The sequence below is a fragment of the Nocardia sp. NPDC059228 genome, from assembly GCF_042754245.1.
Taxonomy (GTDB): domain Bacteria; phylum Actinomycetota; class Actinomycetes; order Mycobacteriales; family Mycobacteriaceae; genus Nocardia.
The window spans coordinates 59193-74804 of sequence record NZ_JBHZAL010000009.1 but is presented as its reverse complement, the minus strand read 5'-3'; the positions used below and the strand labels follow the sequence as shown (position 1 = coordinate 74804).

The window sequence follows — 15612 nt, the reverse complement described above, 5'->3', positions numbered from 1 at the left end:
ATATACGTGAACTGACGTTCGAATTATCCGTCGAGTCAAAAGAGTTGATCTTTCATGACCGTATTCGCCATCTATGGGGCCACCGGTCACACCGGTCGCCTGGTCGCCGCTGATCTCACCGCACGGGGAAAGGAGGTGGTGGTGTCCGGGCGGGATCCGGATGCTCTGGCTGCCCTTGGTTATTCGCGGGTGATGCCCGCCGCGCTGGATGATCCGGCGGCACTGCGGGCGCTGGCCGAGGCCGCCGACGTGATCATCCACTGCGCGGGGCCCTTCGCCACCACCGGACTGCCGGTCGCCACCGCCGCCGTCGAGGGCGGTTGCCACTATGTCGATCACGCGGTGGAGGTACACCACGTCAAGCGGCTGTTCGACAGCTTCACCGAACCCGCGCAGCGCGCCGGTATCACCATGCTGCCGAGCGTGAGTTTCTATGGGGGACTGGGTGATCTACTGGCCGGTGCGGTCGCACGCGGGATCCCCGACATCGACCGGATCACGGTGGCCTACAACGTCACCAACTGGATGATGACCCACGGCGCGGTGGAGACCGCGCGGCTGCTGTTCGCCGACACCGATCGCATCGGCTACGAGGACGGCGAGCAGCGGTACGGATTCGTGGAACCGCGACAGGCGATCTTCGCGTTCCCGCCGCCGGTCGGGCCGCGGCCCATGATCGCTCCGGTGCCGTTCCCGGAAGCGGTCACGGTGCCCCGGCACACCCGCACCAGAGCTGTGGAGGCGCAGCTGACCTCGCGCACCTTCGAGGAGGAGCAGGCCTTCGCCAGTGAGCAGGTGGACGCGGCCGCTCGCGCGGCGAGCGAATTCATGATCGCCGCACAGGTTCTCGCGCCCGGCGGCTCCGCGGCCGGGACGCTGACCGGCCGGGACCTGTGGTCGGCGGCCGCGCTGGCTTCGGTGGAAGCCGCGGTGCGGCTCATCGACGGCGGCGCCAAGAGCGGAGTCGCCAGTCCCGGCGAGGCTTTCGACGCCGTGGACTTCCTGACCGGCCTCGCCGCGCGCGGGGCCTTCGAACTGCGGTTGCCGGCGACGGCGTGAGGAGCAGAGCAATGGAACCGATTCTCGTCACCGGCGCGGCCGGCGGAAGCCAGGGCGGTACCGGGAGACTGGTCGCCGAAACCCTGATGCGCGCGGGCCTGCCGGTGCGTGCCTTCGTGCACAGCGATGACGGCCGGGCGGCCGAGCTGAAAGATCTCGGCGCGGAGGTCGTCGTCGGCGATCTGCGCGAGATCACCGCCGTGACACCCGCCCTGCAGGGTGTGCGACGGGCTTATTTCACCTATCCGGTGACCGCCGGAATGCTCGACGCCACCGCGGTTCTCGCGGCCGTCGGCCGTCAGGCTGGGCTGCAGCGCGTGGTCGCGACGTCACAGCTCGGCTCCGATCCGCAGGCGGGCACCCCGCACATGCGGCGGCACTGGGTGGCGGAACAGGTGCTCGACACCGCCGGCATCGGCGCGGTGCACCTGCGCGCGGCGGTGTTCTACGAGAACCTGCGGGTGGCCATCGGCGACCGGGGGGAGTTGGCGCTGCCGCTCGGCTCGCCCGACACCGTGCTGCCGCTCATCGCGGGCGCGGATGTGGCCGGGGTCGGTGCGGGCGTGCTGCGCACCGAGGGCCCGGTGGATCCGGTGCTGTGGCTGGCGGGCGAGATCATGACCGTCGGCGAGGCCGCCGAATTGTTCGGCGTCCCCTACCGGAACGTCGATCCGGCGGAGTGGTCGGAGTGGGCCATGACCGTCTACCGCGACGCGGTGGCCGTCGAGCACCTGACCCACCTGTGGACCATGTTCGCCGCCATCGGATCCGGTCACGAGCTCTTCCGCGTGACCGAATCCATCGAGCGGTTCACCGGCCACCCGCCGATCACCCTGCGCGAGTTCGTCACTTCGGCGTGAGGAAGTCCTCCAGGAAGTTGCCCAGGCGCTCGGCGCGCGTGGCGATGCTGCGGTTGGACTGCACATAGTCGTCGATGCCCTGCTCCTGGGCATCCTTCAGGTACCCGGGCAGCGGCTGCTGGATCTCGGTGTCGATGGCCTGCGCCAGCAGCTGTGCCATGGTGTCCCGCAGCGGATTTCCGCTCGCCGCCTGATTGTCGAGCTCCAGGCGGCCGTTCTCGGTGGAATAGTCGTAGAGCTCGAACTCCTGCTCGGACGACGTGTCGATCTGGATGCGGCCGTCCAGCCATTTCGAGTAGGAGGCGAACTTGGCGTCGGCCGTGCGCACCATGGCCACGTGGCCGGGCGCGTTGTGGTCGAACAGGATCGCCGCCTCCTCGATGGTGGACTCGTCGGTGGTGTGCGCGATCCACGGGCGTCCGGCGGCGGAGGCATTGCGGCACAGAGCGGCCAGGTCCAGGCGGCCGCGCAGATGCTCGTAGCGATCCCCGGCCCGCCAGTCAGCGCCGCCGGTGGCAATGGTCAGCAGCAGGGGCGCGAGGTCCACGCTGGAGGTGAGTTGCATACGGGCGCTGGTGGAATCGGTGGGGCTGAGGTATCCGCGCGGGTCGTGTACGTACAGCGGCACCCGGATCGCCTCGTCGTAGGCGCCGCCGCCCTTGCCGTGCAACCCGTGCGATCCGGCGTAATCGCCGTGATCGGAGGTGAACACGATGACCGTATCGGCGGCGACGTCCGGTCGCGAGTACAGCGTGTCGAGCACCCGGCCGATCTGCCCGTCGACCTGCTGCTGCAGCCATAGGTACAGGTTGCGCATATCGATCCAGGCCTGGGTGGCCTCGGGCGTGCCGTAGGGCGCGAGCCCGAACGCCACCACCGACGCCTGCACGAGTGCCATCTGCAGCCGCGGTTTGGCCGAAAGCTGTTCCAGCGATTCGAAATTCCCGGGCAGCTGGTCCATCCAGCGCGGCAGGTCGAGGTTGGCCTGGTCCCGGCGGGTCCAGCGCGGCCAGTACTGGATGTCGTGCGGATTCACCAGCGACACCGTGGTGCACCACGGCGACCCGCCGGAATCGTGCTCGAACCAGTCCACGAAGTCGTCGACGATTTTCGGATCGGACTGCAACCCCTGTCCCGGCGCGCCGTTCGGCGACGGGTAGGTGCCGCCGCCGAACCCGTAGGCGTCCAGCGCGCCCGGCGTGCGGTCCGGGTAGTGGCCCAGATGCCACTTGCCCCACCAGGTCGTCTCGTAGCCCTGCTCGCGCAGCATGGAGCCCCAGGTCGGGAAGCGCGGGGACAGCGTGGATTCCGAGACCACCATGCAGCCGGTCTGGTGGCTGTAGAGTCCGGTCACCAGCGCGCCGCGGGAGGCGGTGCAGTCGTTGGCGGCGGTGTAGTGCTGCTCGAACGAGACACTGCCGTGCCGGATGCGAGCCAGATTGGGCAGCAGCTGATCCAGGGTCTGCTGATCGGGGAACCAGGCGGGTGCCCGCATCTCGTCGACGATGACGACGAGGATGTTCGGTTTGCCCGGGTCCACATCGGCCCGGGCCCGGGCTGCCGGACCGGTCGCCGTGGCGGCCACCGCCGCGGTCACCGATGCCGCTGCTCCCGTCAGGAATCCGCGTCTGCCGAACAAGGGGCCTCCTACTGCCGAAGTGGCGATTCCCGGGCAGCGTAGGACAGTTCCGCGAGCCGATCGTCACGCCTGCGCGGGACCCGCCATCCCCCGTCCGGGGGACAGGACGCGCAGGTACTGCTCGACCTCGTGCTGAATCGCGGTCCGGCCGGGGCCCAGATATCGCCGTGGGTCGGAGAGGTCCGGGTGTGTCGCGAGGGTCGACCGGACCGATTCGGCCAGTGCGATATTCAGGCGGGTCGCGATATTGATCTTCGCCATGCCGTGCCGGACGGCCGCGCCCAGGCCGGCGTCGGAGACGCCCGACGATCCGTGCAGTACCAGGGGGACCGGGAGTTTCGCGGCCAGGGCGGCGATCAGCTCGGTGTCCAGCACGGCATCGCGGGTGCGCATGGCGTGGGCGGAGCCGACCGCCACCGCCAGGGCGTCCACCCCGGTCGACGAGACGAAGGCGACGGCCTCGTCGGGATCGGTGCGCACACCGGGGGTGTGGGCACCGTCCTTGCCGCCTATCGCGCCCAGCTCGGCCTCCACGTGCACGCCCCGGTCGTGGCACCAGCGGGTGATGGCGGCGGTGGCCTCCACATTGGCGGTGTAGTCGAGGGCGGAGCCGTCGTACATGATCGAGGTGATGCCGAGTTCCACCGCCTGCGTGATCAATTCGCGGGAGGTGGCGTGGTCCAGGTGGACCGCGAGGGCGGCGGTGCTGTCGGCGGCCAGGTGCAGGCAGGCGTGCGCGAGCGGCTTCAGCCCCCGGTGGTAGTGGACCGTGTTCTCCGAAATCTGAAGCACTGCAGGACGATTCGCTGACTCGGCCGCGGCGGCGATGGCCTGCGCGTGCTCCAGGGTGATGACATTGAACGCGCCCAGCCCGCCGGGACGGGCGGCGGCGAGCAGTTCGGGGAGCGGGACCAGCGTCACGGGTGGGACTCCGGGATAGCGGTGACCTGGACGGCGGGGGCGAGGCGGTCGCGGAGCGTCAGGTCGATCTCGCCCGCCACCGGGATCACCACGGCCGCAGCGGAGGTCGCGACGGCATCGGTGAGCAGGGCGGGCCAGTCCGGCTCGCCCGGGGCCGCCAGCGCGCGGATCACCGCGGCCGCGGCGGCATCGCCCGCGCCGGTCGGATTGCCCGCCAACGGTTCCGGCAGCGTCGCGGACCAGGCCCCGGACGCCGTCACCGCGACCACGCCGGCCGGGCCGCGGGTGGCGACCACGGCGCGGACACCGGCCGCCAGCAGTGGACCGGCGGCGGCCGCCACGGCCCGCGGGGTCTCGGCGACCACGCCGGTGAGACGTTCCAGCTCATCCTGATTGGGGGTGAGCACGACGCCGGGGACGGTGGCCGCGAGCTTCAGTGCCGGACCGTCGACATCGCACACGGCCGGCACGCCCGCCGCGACGGCCGTGCGCACCAGCTCGGCGGGCACCGCGTCGTCGACCCCGCCGGGCAGCGATCCGGAGATCACCAGCCCGCGCAGCTCGGGCAGCAGGAACGCGACGCGATCCAGCAGCCGGTCCACGGCGTGCGGCTCGTGCACGTACGCGCCCGGCTCCCACAGGCCGGTGGCGGTGCCGTCGCGGGATTCGCTGACCACCAGGGTGCGCCGGACCCACGGCAGGGCGGGCACGAAGTCGGCGGGGAATTCGGCCGCGGCCGCCGCGGCGAAGGTGTGGTCGGCGAATCCCGTTGCCCGCACGCAGCTGCCGAGCTGGCACAGGATGCGGGTGACATTGATGCCCTTGCCGCCCAGGCGCTGCTCGACCGACAGCACCCGCTGGGCGCGCCCGCGTTCCAGGTGTTCGAGCCGGTAGGTCAGGTCGTAGGCGGGATTCATGGTGACGGTGAGGATCACGCCAGCCACCGTCCCCGCCGCAGCACCCGCCGCAGGTTCAGGTCGTCGTCGAGCACCACGGCGTCGGCGTACAGGCCCGGCCGCAGGTCGCCGACCTGATCCAGCCCGGTGGCGTCGGCGGGGGTGGAGGTGACGGCCGCGACGGCGTCGTACAGCGGGACGCCGCATTCGCGCACCGCCCAGCGCAGGCAGTGCAGCAGCGTCGCGGTGCCGCCCGCCAGCGAGCCGCCCGGGACCCGGGCCACACCGTCGGTCACGGTGACGGGCCGCGGTCCCAGCCGGTACTGTCCGTCCGGCATGCCCGCGGCCTGCATGGCGTCGGTGACCAGCACCACGCGGTCCGGGGCGGCAGCGAAAACCAGTGCGCCGAAACCGGAATCGACATGCACGCCGTCCCCGATGATTTCCACGAAGGCCTGCCGTCGGGCCGCCGCGACCAGGCCCGCCGCCACCGGCCCGGCCGCCCGATGATGCAGCGGCGGCATGCCATTGGCGAGATGGGTGACCAGGGTGGCGGACCCCTCCGGGCTCAACGCCGCCCGGAAGCGGGCGAAGGTCGAATCGCTGTGGCCGACGGCGACCACCACGCCGCCGTCGGCCAATTGTTTGGCGGCGGTATCGAATCCGGCACGTTCCGGGGCCAGGGTCATGACCCGCAGGCTGCCCTCGGCGGCCCGCAGCAGACGGTCGATCAGCGCGGGATCCGGATCGATGAGACAGCCGAGATCGTGTGCCCCGCAGCGGGTCCGGGACAGGAACGGACCCTCGACGTGGATGCCGGCGATGGCTCCGTCGGCGGCCAGCGTCCGCAGCACGGCGGCCTGGGCCACCATGGTGTCGGGCGCCGCGGTCACCAGGCTCGCGAGCACGCTGGTTGAGCCGTGCCGGTGATGGAAGGCCGCGGCCGCGCGCGCCTCCGCCGGGTCCTCGGTGTCGAAACGATGGCCGAAACCGCCGTGGGTGTGGATGTCCACCAGGCCGGGGACGATCGTGCCCGCGTATTCGGGCGGTAGTTCGCGGTGGGTCGTGGCCCATTCGGTGGCCGGTCGCACCGTGGCCACCCGCTCGCCCCGGATCGAGACGACACCGTCCTCCAGCACCCCCGCCCGGGTCACCACCCGGCCGCGCAATTCGAGTCCGCGCCGGGCGCTCATCGCAGTTCGCCCGTCCGCGCCAGGTGGGCAGCGCCGATCAGGCCGGCCCGAATACCGAACTCGCCCAGTGTGACCCGGGGGACGGGCGCCACCCGCAGCAGGGCGGTGAGCCGGGCGTGCAGGCCGTCGGTGAGGACCGCGCCCGCGCGGGCCAGGCCGCCACCGAGCACGATCAGCTCGGGGCAGCTCGCGTGCACGACACCCAGCAGGCCCGCGGCCAGCGCGTCGATGGCATCGTCGATTACCGCCCGGGCTGCCGGATCGGTATCGACAGCGGCGAAAACGGTTTCCGCGCCGTTAATTTCGCGGCCCGTGCTCGCGGCGTAGGCGCGGGCGATGGCCGGTCCCGACGCGACGGTCTCGACGCAGCCGGTATTGCCGCACGGGCAGGGCAGCCCGTCGCGGTAGCGCACGGGGATGTGGCCGTATTCCCCGGTCTGTGCGAGGCCGAGCTGCCCGGCGGAAGCGCGCACCAGGCGGCCGCCCACCGACAGCGTGCCGCTGATGCCGGTGCCGAGGATCAGCACGCAGACATCGTCGAGGCCGCGGCCCGCGCCGAAGCGCCATTCGGCCCAGCCCGCCACGGTCACGTCGTGGTCGATGAGCACCGGCAGGCCCCAGCTGTCGGCGAAACGATGGCCCACCTTCACATTCCGCCAGCCGAGATTGCTACTGAACACCGCGATGCCGCGATCGGAGTCGACCAGCCCGGGCAGGACCACCGCCGCCCGCGCTACCTGCTGCCGGTCGCCCGGCGGCAGGGCCGCCAGCAGCTCGCGGCCGAGCCGTTCGATGCCGTCGAAGGCGGCCTCGCCGTGCGGTGTCCCGACGGTTGCCGCGCATCGGACGGCGCCGCCCGCATCGGTGATCTCGGCCTTGGTGGTGCCGCCCCCGACGTCCACGGCGAGCACCAGATCCGTTGCTGCGTCAGCCATCACGGCACACCCATCAGCTCAGGATGACCGATCGCGTCAGGTTGCGCGGGTGATCGGCGTCCAAACCCAGGTCGGCGGCCCGCAGCAGGCACAGCCGGTGCACTCGCACCAGCTCGGCCATGGGGTCGATGTCGTGCTGCTCGACATGCGCTCCGGTGGCGCGGACGTCGTCCGTGAGCCCGGGCGGCTGCGGGCCCAGCGCCCACACCGCGCGGCCGGGTCCGGCGATGCTGATGGGGCCGTGCCGGTATTCGGTGGACAGATAGGACTCGGTCCAGGAGCGGCAGGATTCGCGCAGCTTGAGCGCGGCCTCGTCGGCGAGCGCGGCGGCGAAATCCATTCCCACGAAAGTGATCTGCTCGGCATGGCGGATAACGTTCAGCGCATCGGGGTCGTGGTCGGCCAGCACGGCCCGGGCCTGCTCGATCACTGGGCGCAGATCCTCACCGAGGTGCCAGCGCAGCAGCGCCAGCGTCGTTGTGGCGAACCGGGTTTGGACCACCGACCGCTCGTCCACCTCGTCGATGAGGATGGGGTCGGCCAGCTCCAGCACCGGCGTGGCGGGGCTGGAGCTGATGACCGTGCGCGGAATCTCCTCGGGCAGTACGGAGATGGCGTCCAGCACCTCCGTGGTGGTGCCGGAGCGGCAGATCACCAGATAGCGGTCGTAGCCGCGGCCGATCCCCGCGAGATCGCGCAGCCGCGGATCGCCCGCCGGCCAAGCGTCGGTGAGCCCCTGCCCGGCGGATTCGCGCAGTGCCGCGAAGGCGCGGGCCATGAACAGCGAGGTGCCGCAGCCGAGTACGGCCACCCGTTCGCCCGAAACGGGCAGCAGGTGGCGGTGCGCGACGGCGGTGGCCGCGGCGCGGGCCCAGTCGTCGGGCTGGGTGGCCACTTCGCGGGCGAGATGGGATCCGGCGGCCAGATGGCTTGCGGGGATGGAGATTCGATTTGCCTCGGGCAGCACGTACCCAGGATCAACCTAGTGATTGTTCCTGTCAATTTTCCCGGTCAAACGATCACATTCGAGCAGACTTCGCGTTAGATTCGGACATACCGAATCGTTCGCTTCATTCATCATCCGCGATTCGAGTCGCAGGGTGTGCAGATTGAGGAGCCCTTGTCGTGAAACGTCCACTGCGCGGCGCACTTTCCTCGGTGGCGCTGCTGACCGGCCTGGTGCTGACGGTGTCCTCCTGCGGTTTCGGCGGGAGCAAATCCGACGACTCGGACCCCAATACGCTCACCTTCCTCGCGCCGACCTACAGCGACGGGACCAAGGCCGAGTGGGACGCCATCATCGCGGATTTCCAGCAGGCCAATCCGGACGTCAAGGTCAAACTCTCGATGGAGTCCTGGGATTCGATCAATGACGTGGTCCGCACCAAACTGCAGTCCAAGGGCACCACGCCCGACATCCTGAACATCGACGCCTACTCGACCTATGCCACCGACGGCCAGCTGTACCCGGCCACCGATATCGCCGACCCGGCGGTGATCGCCGACATCCAGCCCGGCTTCGCGAAGAACGCGTCCATCGACGGAACCCAATGGGCGCTACCGCTTTTCGCCTCCACCCGCACGCTGTTCTACAACACCGAGCTGTTCGCCAAGGCGGGCATCGGCGTACCGCCCCGGACGTGGACGGAGCTCACCGACGACGCCAAGAAGATCCAGGCGCTCGGCGGCGTCTCCGGGTACGGGCTGCCGCTGGGCAGCGAGGAAGCCCAGGGCGAGACCTCCATCTGGACCTTCGGCGCGGGCGGCACCTGGTCCGACGGTGACAAGGTCACCGTCGACACCCCGCAGAACCTCGAGGGCGTGCGGGCCATGAAGGCCATCGCGGACGCCGGTGCGACCGAACCGAATCCGGGCGCCACCAACCGGCTCGACGTCATCAACGCGTTCATCCAGGGCAAGATCGGCATGATCGAGGGGCTGCCGCCGACCATCAGCCAGATCGCCGCCAAGAATCCGAGCCTGAAGTACGCCACCGCGCCCTCGCCGACCAAGACCGGCGACCCGTCCACCCTCGGTGTGGCCGACCACCTGATGGCCTTCAAGAAGGACGGCACCAAGGCCGCGGCCATCAAGAAGTTCCTCAGCTACTTCTACTCCGCGGCCGTCTACGCCAAGTTCGTCAGCGGCGAGCACTTCATCCCCATCACCACCAGCGGTGCGGCCGCGCTCACCGACGATCCCGTCACCAAGGCGTTCGCCGCCACCCTCCCGGTCGCCAAGTTCTATCCGAGCAACAACCCGAAATGGGGTGCCGCACAGGGCGCCATCCGGCAGCAGATGGGCACGATCGCGCAGGGCAGCGACCCGGCCTCGGTGCTGCAGAAGATTCAGCAGGCGGCGAGTTGAGGGGCGTCGCCTCCCATCGATCCACGGCCACGCTGCGCGCGTTGCCGTGGATCGGCCCTGTGCTGGTCCTGATCGCGGCGGTGGTGGCGTACCCGGCCGGGTACATGATCTGGACTTCGACCCGCGACCTGAGCGCCTACGGGACCGACCGCGGCCCGGCCGGATTCGCCAACTTCCGCAGGCTGTTCGCCATCGACGAGCTGCCCGCGATCCTGGCGCACACCGTGGTGTGGGTGGTAGCGGTCGTGGTGATCACGCTGGTGCTCTCGGCCGGGCTGGCACAGTTCCTGAACAAGGACTTCCCGGGGCGGACGGCGGTGCGGCTGGCCATCCTGGTGCCGTGGGCGGCGTCGGTGGTCATGACGACCACCATCTTCGACTACATGCTGGATCCGGATGTGGGGATCGCCAACCGGTTCCTGGTCGATATCGGGGTGCTGGACCGGGGTTTCGGATTCACCAAGGAGCCGGGGCCGGCGTTCCTGGTGGCCATCGGTGTGGCGGTGTTCGTGTCCGTGCCGTTCACTACCTACACGATTCTGGCTGGGCTGCAATCGATTCCGGCCGATATCGATGAGGCGGGGCGGGTCGATGGGGCGAGCTCCCGGCAGCGATACCTGTATCTGACACTGCCGCAACTGCGTCCGGCCATGGCGGTGGCGACGGTCATCAACATCATCAACTCGTTCAACTCGCTGCCGATCCTGCAGGTGCTGACCGGCAGCATCGCGGGCTTCTCGGCGGACACCACGACCACGTTGACCTTCAAGCTGATTCGGCAGAATCAGCAGGTCGCGACGGCGGCCGCGATGAGCGTGCTGAACTTCGTGCTGATCCTGGTGATCATCGCGATCTATGTGAAGCTGATCCGGCCCGCCGGCGAGGAGTCGCGATGACCCGGCGGCGGTGGGGTCTCACGGCTGTCGGCGCGGTGCTGGCGGCGGTGTTCCTGCTGCCGTATCTGGTGATGGTGCTCGGGTCGCTGAAGCCGCGTTCGGAGATCCTGCGGATCCCGCCGACCTACCTGCCGCGGCAGTGGCGGCCGGACAACTACGCCACCATGTGGCACACGCCGGAGACGCCGCTGCCGTTCAATCTGGTGAGCACCCTGGTGATCTCGGTGTTCGGGACGCTGCTGGTGCTGGTGGTGGCCATTCCGGCCGCGTATTACACCGCGCGGCGGCGGTTTCCGGGCAAGACGCTGTTCCTGGGTCTGGTCCTGGTCACCCAGATGCTGCAGCCGACCGTGCTGGTGACCGGCCTGCTCCGCGAGTTCTTCACCCTCGGCATCAACGACACCTGGCTGGCCATGATCCTGGTGAACGGGGCGTTCAATCTGTCGTTCGCGGTGTGGATCCTGCACAGCTTCTTCGCCGGGGTGCCGGTCGAGGTGGAGGAGGCCGCCCAGCTGGACGGGCTGAACCGCTGGCAGATCCTGACCCGGGTGAGCCTGCCGCTGGTGTGGCCCGGCATCGTCACCGCCACCGTGTTCGCCTTCGTCTCGTGCTGGAACGAATTCGCCGCCAGCCTGGTCATTCTCACCACGCCGGAGAATCAGCCACTGTCGGTGGCGCTCACCAAGTTCGTCGGGCAGTACGACGTGGCTTGGCAATACGTGTTCGCCATCTCTACCGTCGGCATCGTGCCCGTCGTGATTCTGTTCGCGCTCATCGAGAAGCGCCTGGTCGCCGGCCTCACCGCCGGCAGCGTCAAATGACCGCTCCCGCAGACCGTTCCCGGCGCTGGAATCGCCTGCTGGAACTGCTCGCCGACGCCGGCCGCCTCTCGGTCGAAGAGGCCGCCGCCCGCCTCGGCGCTTCCCCCGCCACCATCCGGCGCGACTTCACCGCCCTCGCAGACCAGGGCCTGGCCACCCGCACCCATGGCGGCATCGTCGCCACCGCCGTCGCCTACGATCTCCCCGCCCGCTACCGCGGCAGCGCCGACGAGCCCAAACAGCGCGTCGCCGAACACGCTGCGGCCCTGATCGATCCGGCCGAAGTGGTCGCCCTCAACGGCGGCACCACCACCACGGCCGTGGCCCGCGCCCTGGCCGCTCGCCCCGACCTCCCCACCTCCACCGACCACGAACTCACCATCGTCACCAACGCCCTCAATATCGCCGCCGAACTGGTCCTGCGCCCCCACCTGCGCACCATCTGCCTCGGCGGCCTGGCCCGCCGTGAATCCTACGAACTCCACGGCCCCCTGGCCGCCCTGGCGCTGGCCGAATTACGCCTGGACACCGTGATTCTCGGCGTCGGCGCGATCTCCGCCGAGGGCGGCGCCCAATGCCGCCACCTCGACGAGGCCGGCATCAATGCCGAAATGGTCCGCCGCGCTCACCGCGTCATCGCGGTCGCCACCGCCGACAAACTGAACCGCACCGCTCTCGCCCGCATCTGCCCCATCGACGCCATCCACGTCCTGGTCATCGACCGCGAAGCCGACCCCGCCGCCCTCACCCCCATCCGCGAAGCGGGCGTCGAGGTCCACCTGGTCTGAGCGCGGCCGAATCAGTTCGGGCGCAGTACGACCAGGCCCGGCGCCGTGGTGAGGTACTGGGTCAGGGGGGTGTCGACGACCTGGTTGTTGGCGGTCAGGGAGGACGCGTTGCGGAACATCGGGCCGTTCGGGGTGCTGATGAAGATGCCCACGTGGGAGACGTCGAGGCCGGCGTCGGGGGTGTAGGCGCCGAGGTAGTCGCCGGTGTGGAGGGCGGTGATGACGGCGTTGTCGAAGGAGCGGCTGGGGATGTAGGTGATGTCGCGGTCCACCACGGGGATGCCCGGAAGATAGTTGCCGCCATCGGCTTTCGCGTTGAGGTGTTTGGTGACGGTGATCGCGGCAGGGGTGAGGGTGGGGGTGATGTCGGTGGCGGCGATGCGGTTGACGGTGGCCCAGTCGGTGAAGAAGTGCTTGCGGCGGGTGAATTCGACCTGGCCTTCGGCGTAGCGGGTGGCCACCAGGTTCTGGATGAAGTCGGCGCGGGTGGTGGAGCGGCTCAGGGCCTCCACGTAGTCGAGGTAGGTGAAGCAGTCGACGCGGCGGAAGTCGATGACCAGCTGCTCGGGCTGGGTGGCGGAGCCGATGAGCATGTTCGCGCCGTAGGGGGTGCCGAGGAAGTGGCTGGAGAGCTGGGCGATGGCGTCGGTCCGGGTGCCCGTGGTCGAGTTGCGCACGGCGAGCAGCTCGTCCAGCTGCTGCGAGGTGGCCTCGTCGAGCGCCGGGTCGGCAGGGATGGCCATGGCCTGGGAAGGCAGCATGGCCAGCGCGGAGACCAGCGTGACCAGCATCAGCAGGATTCGGGTGACTGTGCGCAAAACCCCTCCATCGGAACGAGACGTGCACATCGAACCTAACAGCCGCCGTCGAGCGCTGAGCCACAGTCTGACCCACGAACGGCGAGGTCAGCCGAGCAGCCCGCCGAACATGCCGCCCGACTGCCCGGCCTCCTGACCACCGCCGGTGCCGCCGATGAAACCGCCCGGCGGCAGCTCGGAGGGCTGCACGATGACGAAGCCGCGGCCCGAGAACGACAGGGTCAGGCCCTCACCGGTGCTGCGGCCGATCAGACGGCTGAAACCGAAGGAGTCATTGCGCTTGATGCCGGTCTGCAGGCTCGACGACCAGGCCACCGCGGCCTGCGGATCGGCGTAGGTCGGCTGGTCGACATTCAGCACCACGGGGGAGCCGTGGGTGGTGATGGCGATCCGGCCGCGACCGGTGAAGACGCAGTTGAAGAAGCCCGCATTGCTGGCGTAACCTGCCGCGCCCTGGACCCTTTGGATGTTGTAGGACAGCGTGGAGTCGAAGGCCAGCACGTTCGCGCCATTGATGGTCAGGCCGTCGGTGCCGTCCAGGTCCACGATGTGCACATCGGAGGCGGCATTGGCCAGGAACAGATCCCCGCGCCCGGACACCTGCATGAGCGGCACGCCCTCACCGGTGAGCCGCTGCTGGATCGCCCGCCCGATCCCACCCGACCCGAGCGCCTTGAAGTGCAGCTCGCCCTGATAGGCGACCATCGATCCGGCCCGTGCCAGGGTCTCCCCGTCGACGGCCACCCGGATCATCTTGCCGCCCTGCTTCTGAATGCCGTAACCGCTGACCTCGGCATGATTCGGGTGGAACAGCTCGCTCTGCACGGACGGAACTCCTTGTGGCGCGGAATGATTCGGGACGGGGGCCGCGGGCGGATAGGGCGGCGGCGCGAAAGACTCCGGGGCCGTGGGCATCTGCTGCGACGCGGCCGGCGGCTGGAATTGCTGGGCCGGCAGGGTGGGCGGCGGCAACGGCATCGGCTGCGCTGCGGGATTGGGTTGTGTCGGCAGGTATTGCGCGGGTTGCGGCTGCTGGGGTGGCGCGGCCGGTTGCGGCGGGAGGGCCTGCGCCGGAAGCGCAGGGGCGGGCGGGGCCTGCACCGGCGGCTCGGGGTCGTCGTCGATGGACACGCCGAAGGCTTCGGCCAGTCCGGCCAGGCCGTTGTCGTAGCCCTGGCCGACCGCGCGCACCTTCCAGGCGTCGCCGCGGCGGTAGATCTCCACGCAGACGACGGCTGCCTCGCTGGTCAGTCCGCTCATCGGGAAAGTCAGTGTGCCCGCGGGAGATCCGATGGCGGCGGTGAGTGTCCCGGCGGCGGCGAAGGTGGCGGGCCCGCTGCCGTCGAGGCTGGCGGTGATGGCGACTCGATCCACGTCGGCGGGCAGGGCGGAGGTCTGGACGTCCACCATGTCCCCGGCCCCGCGGCCGTGCCGGTAGACCACGCCGGGACCGACCGGTTGGTTGAAGAAGATGAAGTCCCCGTCCGACCGCACCCGCCCATTCGCGCCCAGGAGCAGCGCGGACACATCGACTGCGGCGGAGCAGGTCACGGTGACCGTCATCCGGTCGGCGGGCGCGGGCCGATTCTCCCCGCGGGCGAGTGCCGTCACCGCGGCCCCTCACCGGCGGCGCGGACCTGTTCGGGCAATAGGAGATTCACAGCCACCAGTGTCCCGAATGTCCGAATCAATGGCCATCCGGGGATTCCCCGAGATGTTTTCGCGCTCAGTCGCCCGGCCGCTGGAAGGCGGGAAGCGCCGGGATCAGATTCGCGGCGAAATCGCGGATACGCTGCGGCGGAAAGGCTTCGGGCGCGGCCAGCACCAGCCGCCCCGCCTCCCAGAACAGCGCGAACAGGGTGCGCGCGGTGAGCTCCACATCCACCGCCGCTCGTCGCTGGGCCGGAACCGCCTCGCGCACGAAGGTTTCCAGCGCCGCGATGAACGCCTGCCGCCCGCGCTCCAACCGGCGCCGGAATGTTGGAGTGCTCGAATCGACGAGCTGGAAGACCGCCCGCCACCGATCCGGCGCGGCCTGCACCGCGGTGAGGAAGCGTTCGAGGCTCTCGGTGGCGGCGCGGCCCGGATCCCCGGCGGAGGCCAGCGGCACCGCGGTCGCCAGCTCCGCGAGCGCCGCGGTCTCCTCGCGGTCCAGTGAGGCGCGCAGCAGTGCGTCCGAATCCTCGAACAGGCCGTAGATGACCGGCCGGCTGACCCCGGCCACCCGGGCCACGGAGTCGATGGACACCCGGTGAATGCCCTCCTCGACAATGACCCGAAGCACCGCGTCGAGGAGTTGCTCCCGTCGCTGCTCGGGTGCCATCCGAGGTGCGTAGGCGCGGTTTCGGCGCTCGGTCACGATTCACCTCTCTGCTTCGGAGCTGCCTTGACATCTGGATCTGTCGCGCAAATACTACAG

At 69.8% G+C, this 15612-nt stretch carries 15 protein-coding genes; 6 read left to right on the top strand and 9 right to left on the bottom strand.

Going from position 1 to position 15612, the window contains the following annotated elements; translation table 11 throughout:
• The first annotated feature begins 54 nt into the window (after positions 1-54).
• Positions 55-1059 carry a saccharopine dehydrogenase NADP-binding domain-containing protein gene (locus tag ACFXKA_RS16620; RefSeq protein WP_379427868.1) on the top strand — a complete coding sequence of 335 codons (1005 nt, stop codon included), beginning with the start codon at positions 55-57 and terminating at the stop codon, positions 1057-1059.
• Positions 1060-1070: 11 nt separating this feature from the next.
• Positions 1071-1919, top strand: coding sequence for an NAD(P)H-binding protein (locus tag ACFXKA_RS16615; RefSeq protein WP_354841619.1), 849 nt, complete (start codon positions 1071-1073; stop codon positions 1917-1919).
• Here ACFXKA_RS16615 and ACFXKA_RS16610 read toward each other — a convergent pair.
• The 6 genes from ACFXKA_RS16610 to ACFXKA_RS16585 all read right to left on the bottom strand — a co-directional run bounded on the left by ACFXKA_RS16610 (position 1906) and on the right by ACFXKA_RS16585 (position 8470).
• Positions 1906-3558 (bottom strand): sulfatase-like hydrolase/transferase, encoded by a 1653-nt coding sequence (locus ACFXKA_RS16610; RefSeq protein WP_379427867.1) that lies wholly within the window; start codon positions 3556-3558, stop codon positions 1906-1908. The genes ACFXKA_RS16615 and ACFXKA_RS16610 overlap by 14 nt on opposite strands.
• 63 nt (positions 3559-3621) lie before the next feature.
• Positions 3622-4479 carry a class II fructose-bisphosphate aldolase gene (locus tag ACFXKA_RS16605; RefSeq protein WP_379427866.1) on the bottom strand — a complete coding sequence of 286 codons (858 nt, stop codon included), beginning with the start codon at positions 4477-4479 and terminating at the stop codon, positions 3622-3624.
• Complete coding sequence (locus ACFXKA_RS16600) at positions 4476-5414, bottom strand: hexose kinase (RefSeq protein WP_379427865.1); 939 nt, start codon at positions 5412-5414, stop codon at positions 4476-4478. The genes ACFXKA_RS16605 and ACFXKA_RS16600 overlap by 4 nt, the downstream gene beginning before the upstream one ends.
• On the bottom strand, positions 5411-6568 hold the full coding sequence (locus ACFXKA_RS16595) for an N-acetylglucosamine-6-phosphate deacetylase (RefSeq protein ID WP_379427864.1): 1158 nt from the start codon (positions 6566-6568) through the stop codon (positions 5411-5413). Before ACFXKA_RS16595 ends, ACFXKA_RS16600 begins: the two co-directional genes overlap by 4 nt.
• Positions 6565-7503, bottom strand: coding sequence for an ROK family protein (locus ACFXKA_RS16590; protein WP_379427863.1), 939 nt, complete (start codon positions 7501-7503; stop codon positions 6565-6567). The genes ACFXKA_RS16595 and ACFXKA_RS16590 overlap by 4 nt, the downstream gene beginning before the upstream one ends.
• Positions 7504-7516: 13 nt before the next feature.
• A complete protein-coding gene (locus ACFXKA_RS16585; protein ID WP_379427862.1) occupies positions 7517-8470 on the bottom strand; it encodes an SIS domain-containing protein in 954 nt (317 codons plus the stop codon).
• A 158-nt stretch (positions 8471-8628) separates the two neighbouring features.
• Here ACFXKA_RS16585 and ACFXKA_RS16580 point away from each other — a divergent pair, with 158 nt between their 5' ends.
• Genes ACFXKA_RS16580 through ACFXKA_RS16565 form a run of 4 tightly spaced genes read left to right on the top strand, consistent with a single transcriptional unit; the run spans position 8629 to position 12375 of the window.
• On the top strand, positions 8629-9870 hold the full coding sequence (locus tag ACFXKA_RS16580; protein WP_379427861.1) for an extracellular solute-binding protein: 1242 nt from the start codon (positions 8629-8631) through the stop codon (positions 9868-9870).
• A gap of 59 nt (positions 9871-9929) precedes the next feature.
• On the top strand, positions 9930-10766 hold the full coding sequence (locus ACFXKA_RS16575) for a carbohydrate ABC transporter permease (protein ID WP_379427860.1): 837 nt from the start codon (positions 9930-9932) through the stop codon (positions 10764-10766).
• On the top strand, positions 10763-11587 hold the full coding sequence (locus tag ACFXKA_RS16570; RefSeq protein WP_354841645.1) for a carbohydrate ABC transporter permease: 825 nt from the start codon (positions 10763-10765) through the stop codon (positions 11585-11587). The genes ACFXKA_RS16575 and ACFXKA_RS16570 overlap by 4 nt, the downstream gene beginning before the upstream one ends.
• The gene (locus tag ACFXKA_RS16565) at positions 11584-12375 is read left to right on the top strand and encodes a DeoR/GlpR family DNA-binding transcription regulator (RefSeq protein WP_379427859.1); all 792 of its coding nucleotides are present in this window, start codon (positions 11584-11586) and stop codon (positions 12373-12375) included. The genes ACFXKA_RS16570 and ACFXKA_RS16565 overlap by 4 nt, the downstream gene beginning before the upstream one ends.
• 11 nt (positions 12376-12386) lie before the next feature.
• Here the strand turns inward: ACFXKA_RS16565 and ACFXKA_RS16560 are convergent, their stop codons facing one another.
• From ACFXKA_RS16560 to ACFXKA_RS16550, 3 genes are all read right to left on the bottom strand, one after another.
• Positions 12387-13193 (bottom strand): DUF1460 domain-containing protein, encoded by an 807-nt coding sequence (locus ACFXKA_RS16560; RefSeq protein ID WP_379427858.1) that lies wholly within the window; start codon positions 13191-13193, stop codon positions 12387-12389.
• Positions 13194-13280: 87 nt separating this feature from the next.
• Positions 13281-14756: an AIM24 family protein gene (locus ACFXKA_RS16555; protein WP_379427989.1), complete on the bottom strand. Its 1476-nt coding sequence runs from the start codon at positions 14754-14756 to the stop codon at positions 13281-13283.
• A 163-nt stretch (positions 14757-14919) separates the two neighbouring features.
• Entirely contained in the window at positions 14920-15552 is a 633-nt protein-coding gene (locus tag ACFXKA_RS16550; RefSeq protein ID WP_379427857.1) for a TetR/AcrR family transcriptional regulator, read from the bottom strand.
• Between the last annotated feature and the right edge of the window lie 60 nt (positions 15553-15612).

What these genes read in the sequence shown, in the direction of transcription:
- ACFXKA_RS16555 (WP_379427989.1), bottom strand. Translation starts at nt 14,756, where the DNA reads ATGACGGTCACCGTGACCTGCTCCGCCGCAGTCGATGTGTCCGCGCTG.
- ACFXKA_RS16590 (WP_379427863.1), bottom strand. Translation starts at nt 7,503, where the DNA reads ATGGCTGACGCAGCAACGGATCTGGTGCTCGCCGTGGACGTCGGGGGC.
- ACFXKA_RS16570 (WP_354841645.1), top strand. Translation starts at nt 10,763, where the DNA reads ATGACCCGGCGGCGGTGGGGTCTCACGGCTGTCGGCGCGGTGCTGGCG.
- ACFXKA_RS16595 (WP_379427864.1), bottom strand. Translation starts at nt 6,568, where the DNA reads ATGAGCGCCCGGCGCGGACTCGAATTGCGCGGCCGGGTGGTGACCCGG.
- ACFXKA_RS16615 (WP_354841619.1), top strand. Translation starts at nt 1,071, where the DNA reads ATGGAACCGATTCTCGTCACCGGCGCGGCCGGCGGAAGCCAGGGCGGT.
- ACFXKA_RS16620 (WP_379427868.1), top strand. Translation starts at nt 55, where the DNA reads ATGACCGTATTCGCCATCTATGGGGCCACCGGTCACACCGGTCGCCTG.
- ACFXKA_RS16565 (WP_379427859.1), top strand. Translation starts at nt 11,584, where the DNA reads ATGACCGCTCCCGCAGACCGTTCCCGGCGCTGGAATCGCCTGCTGGAA.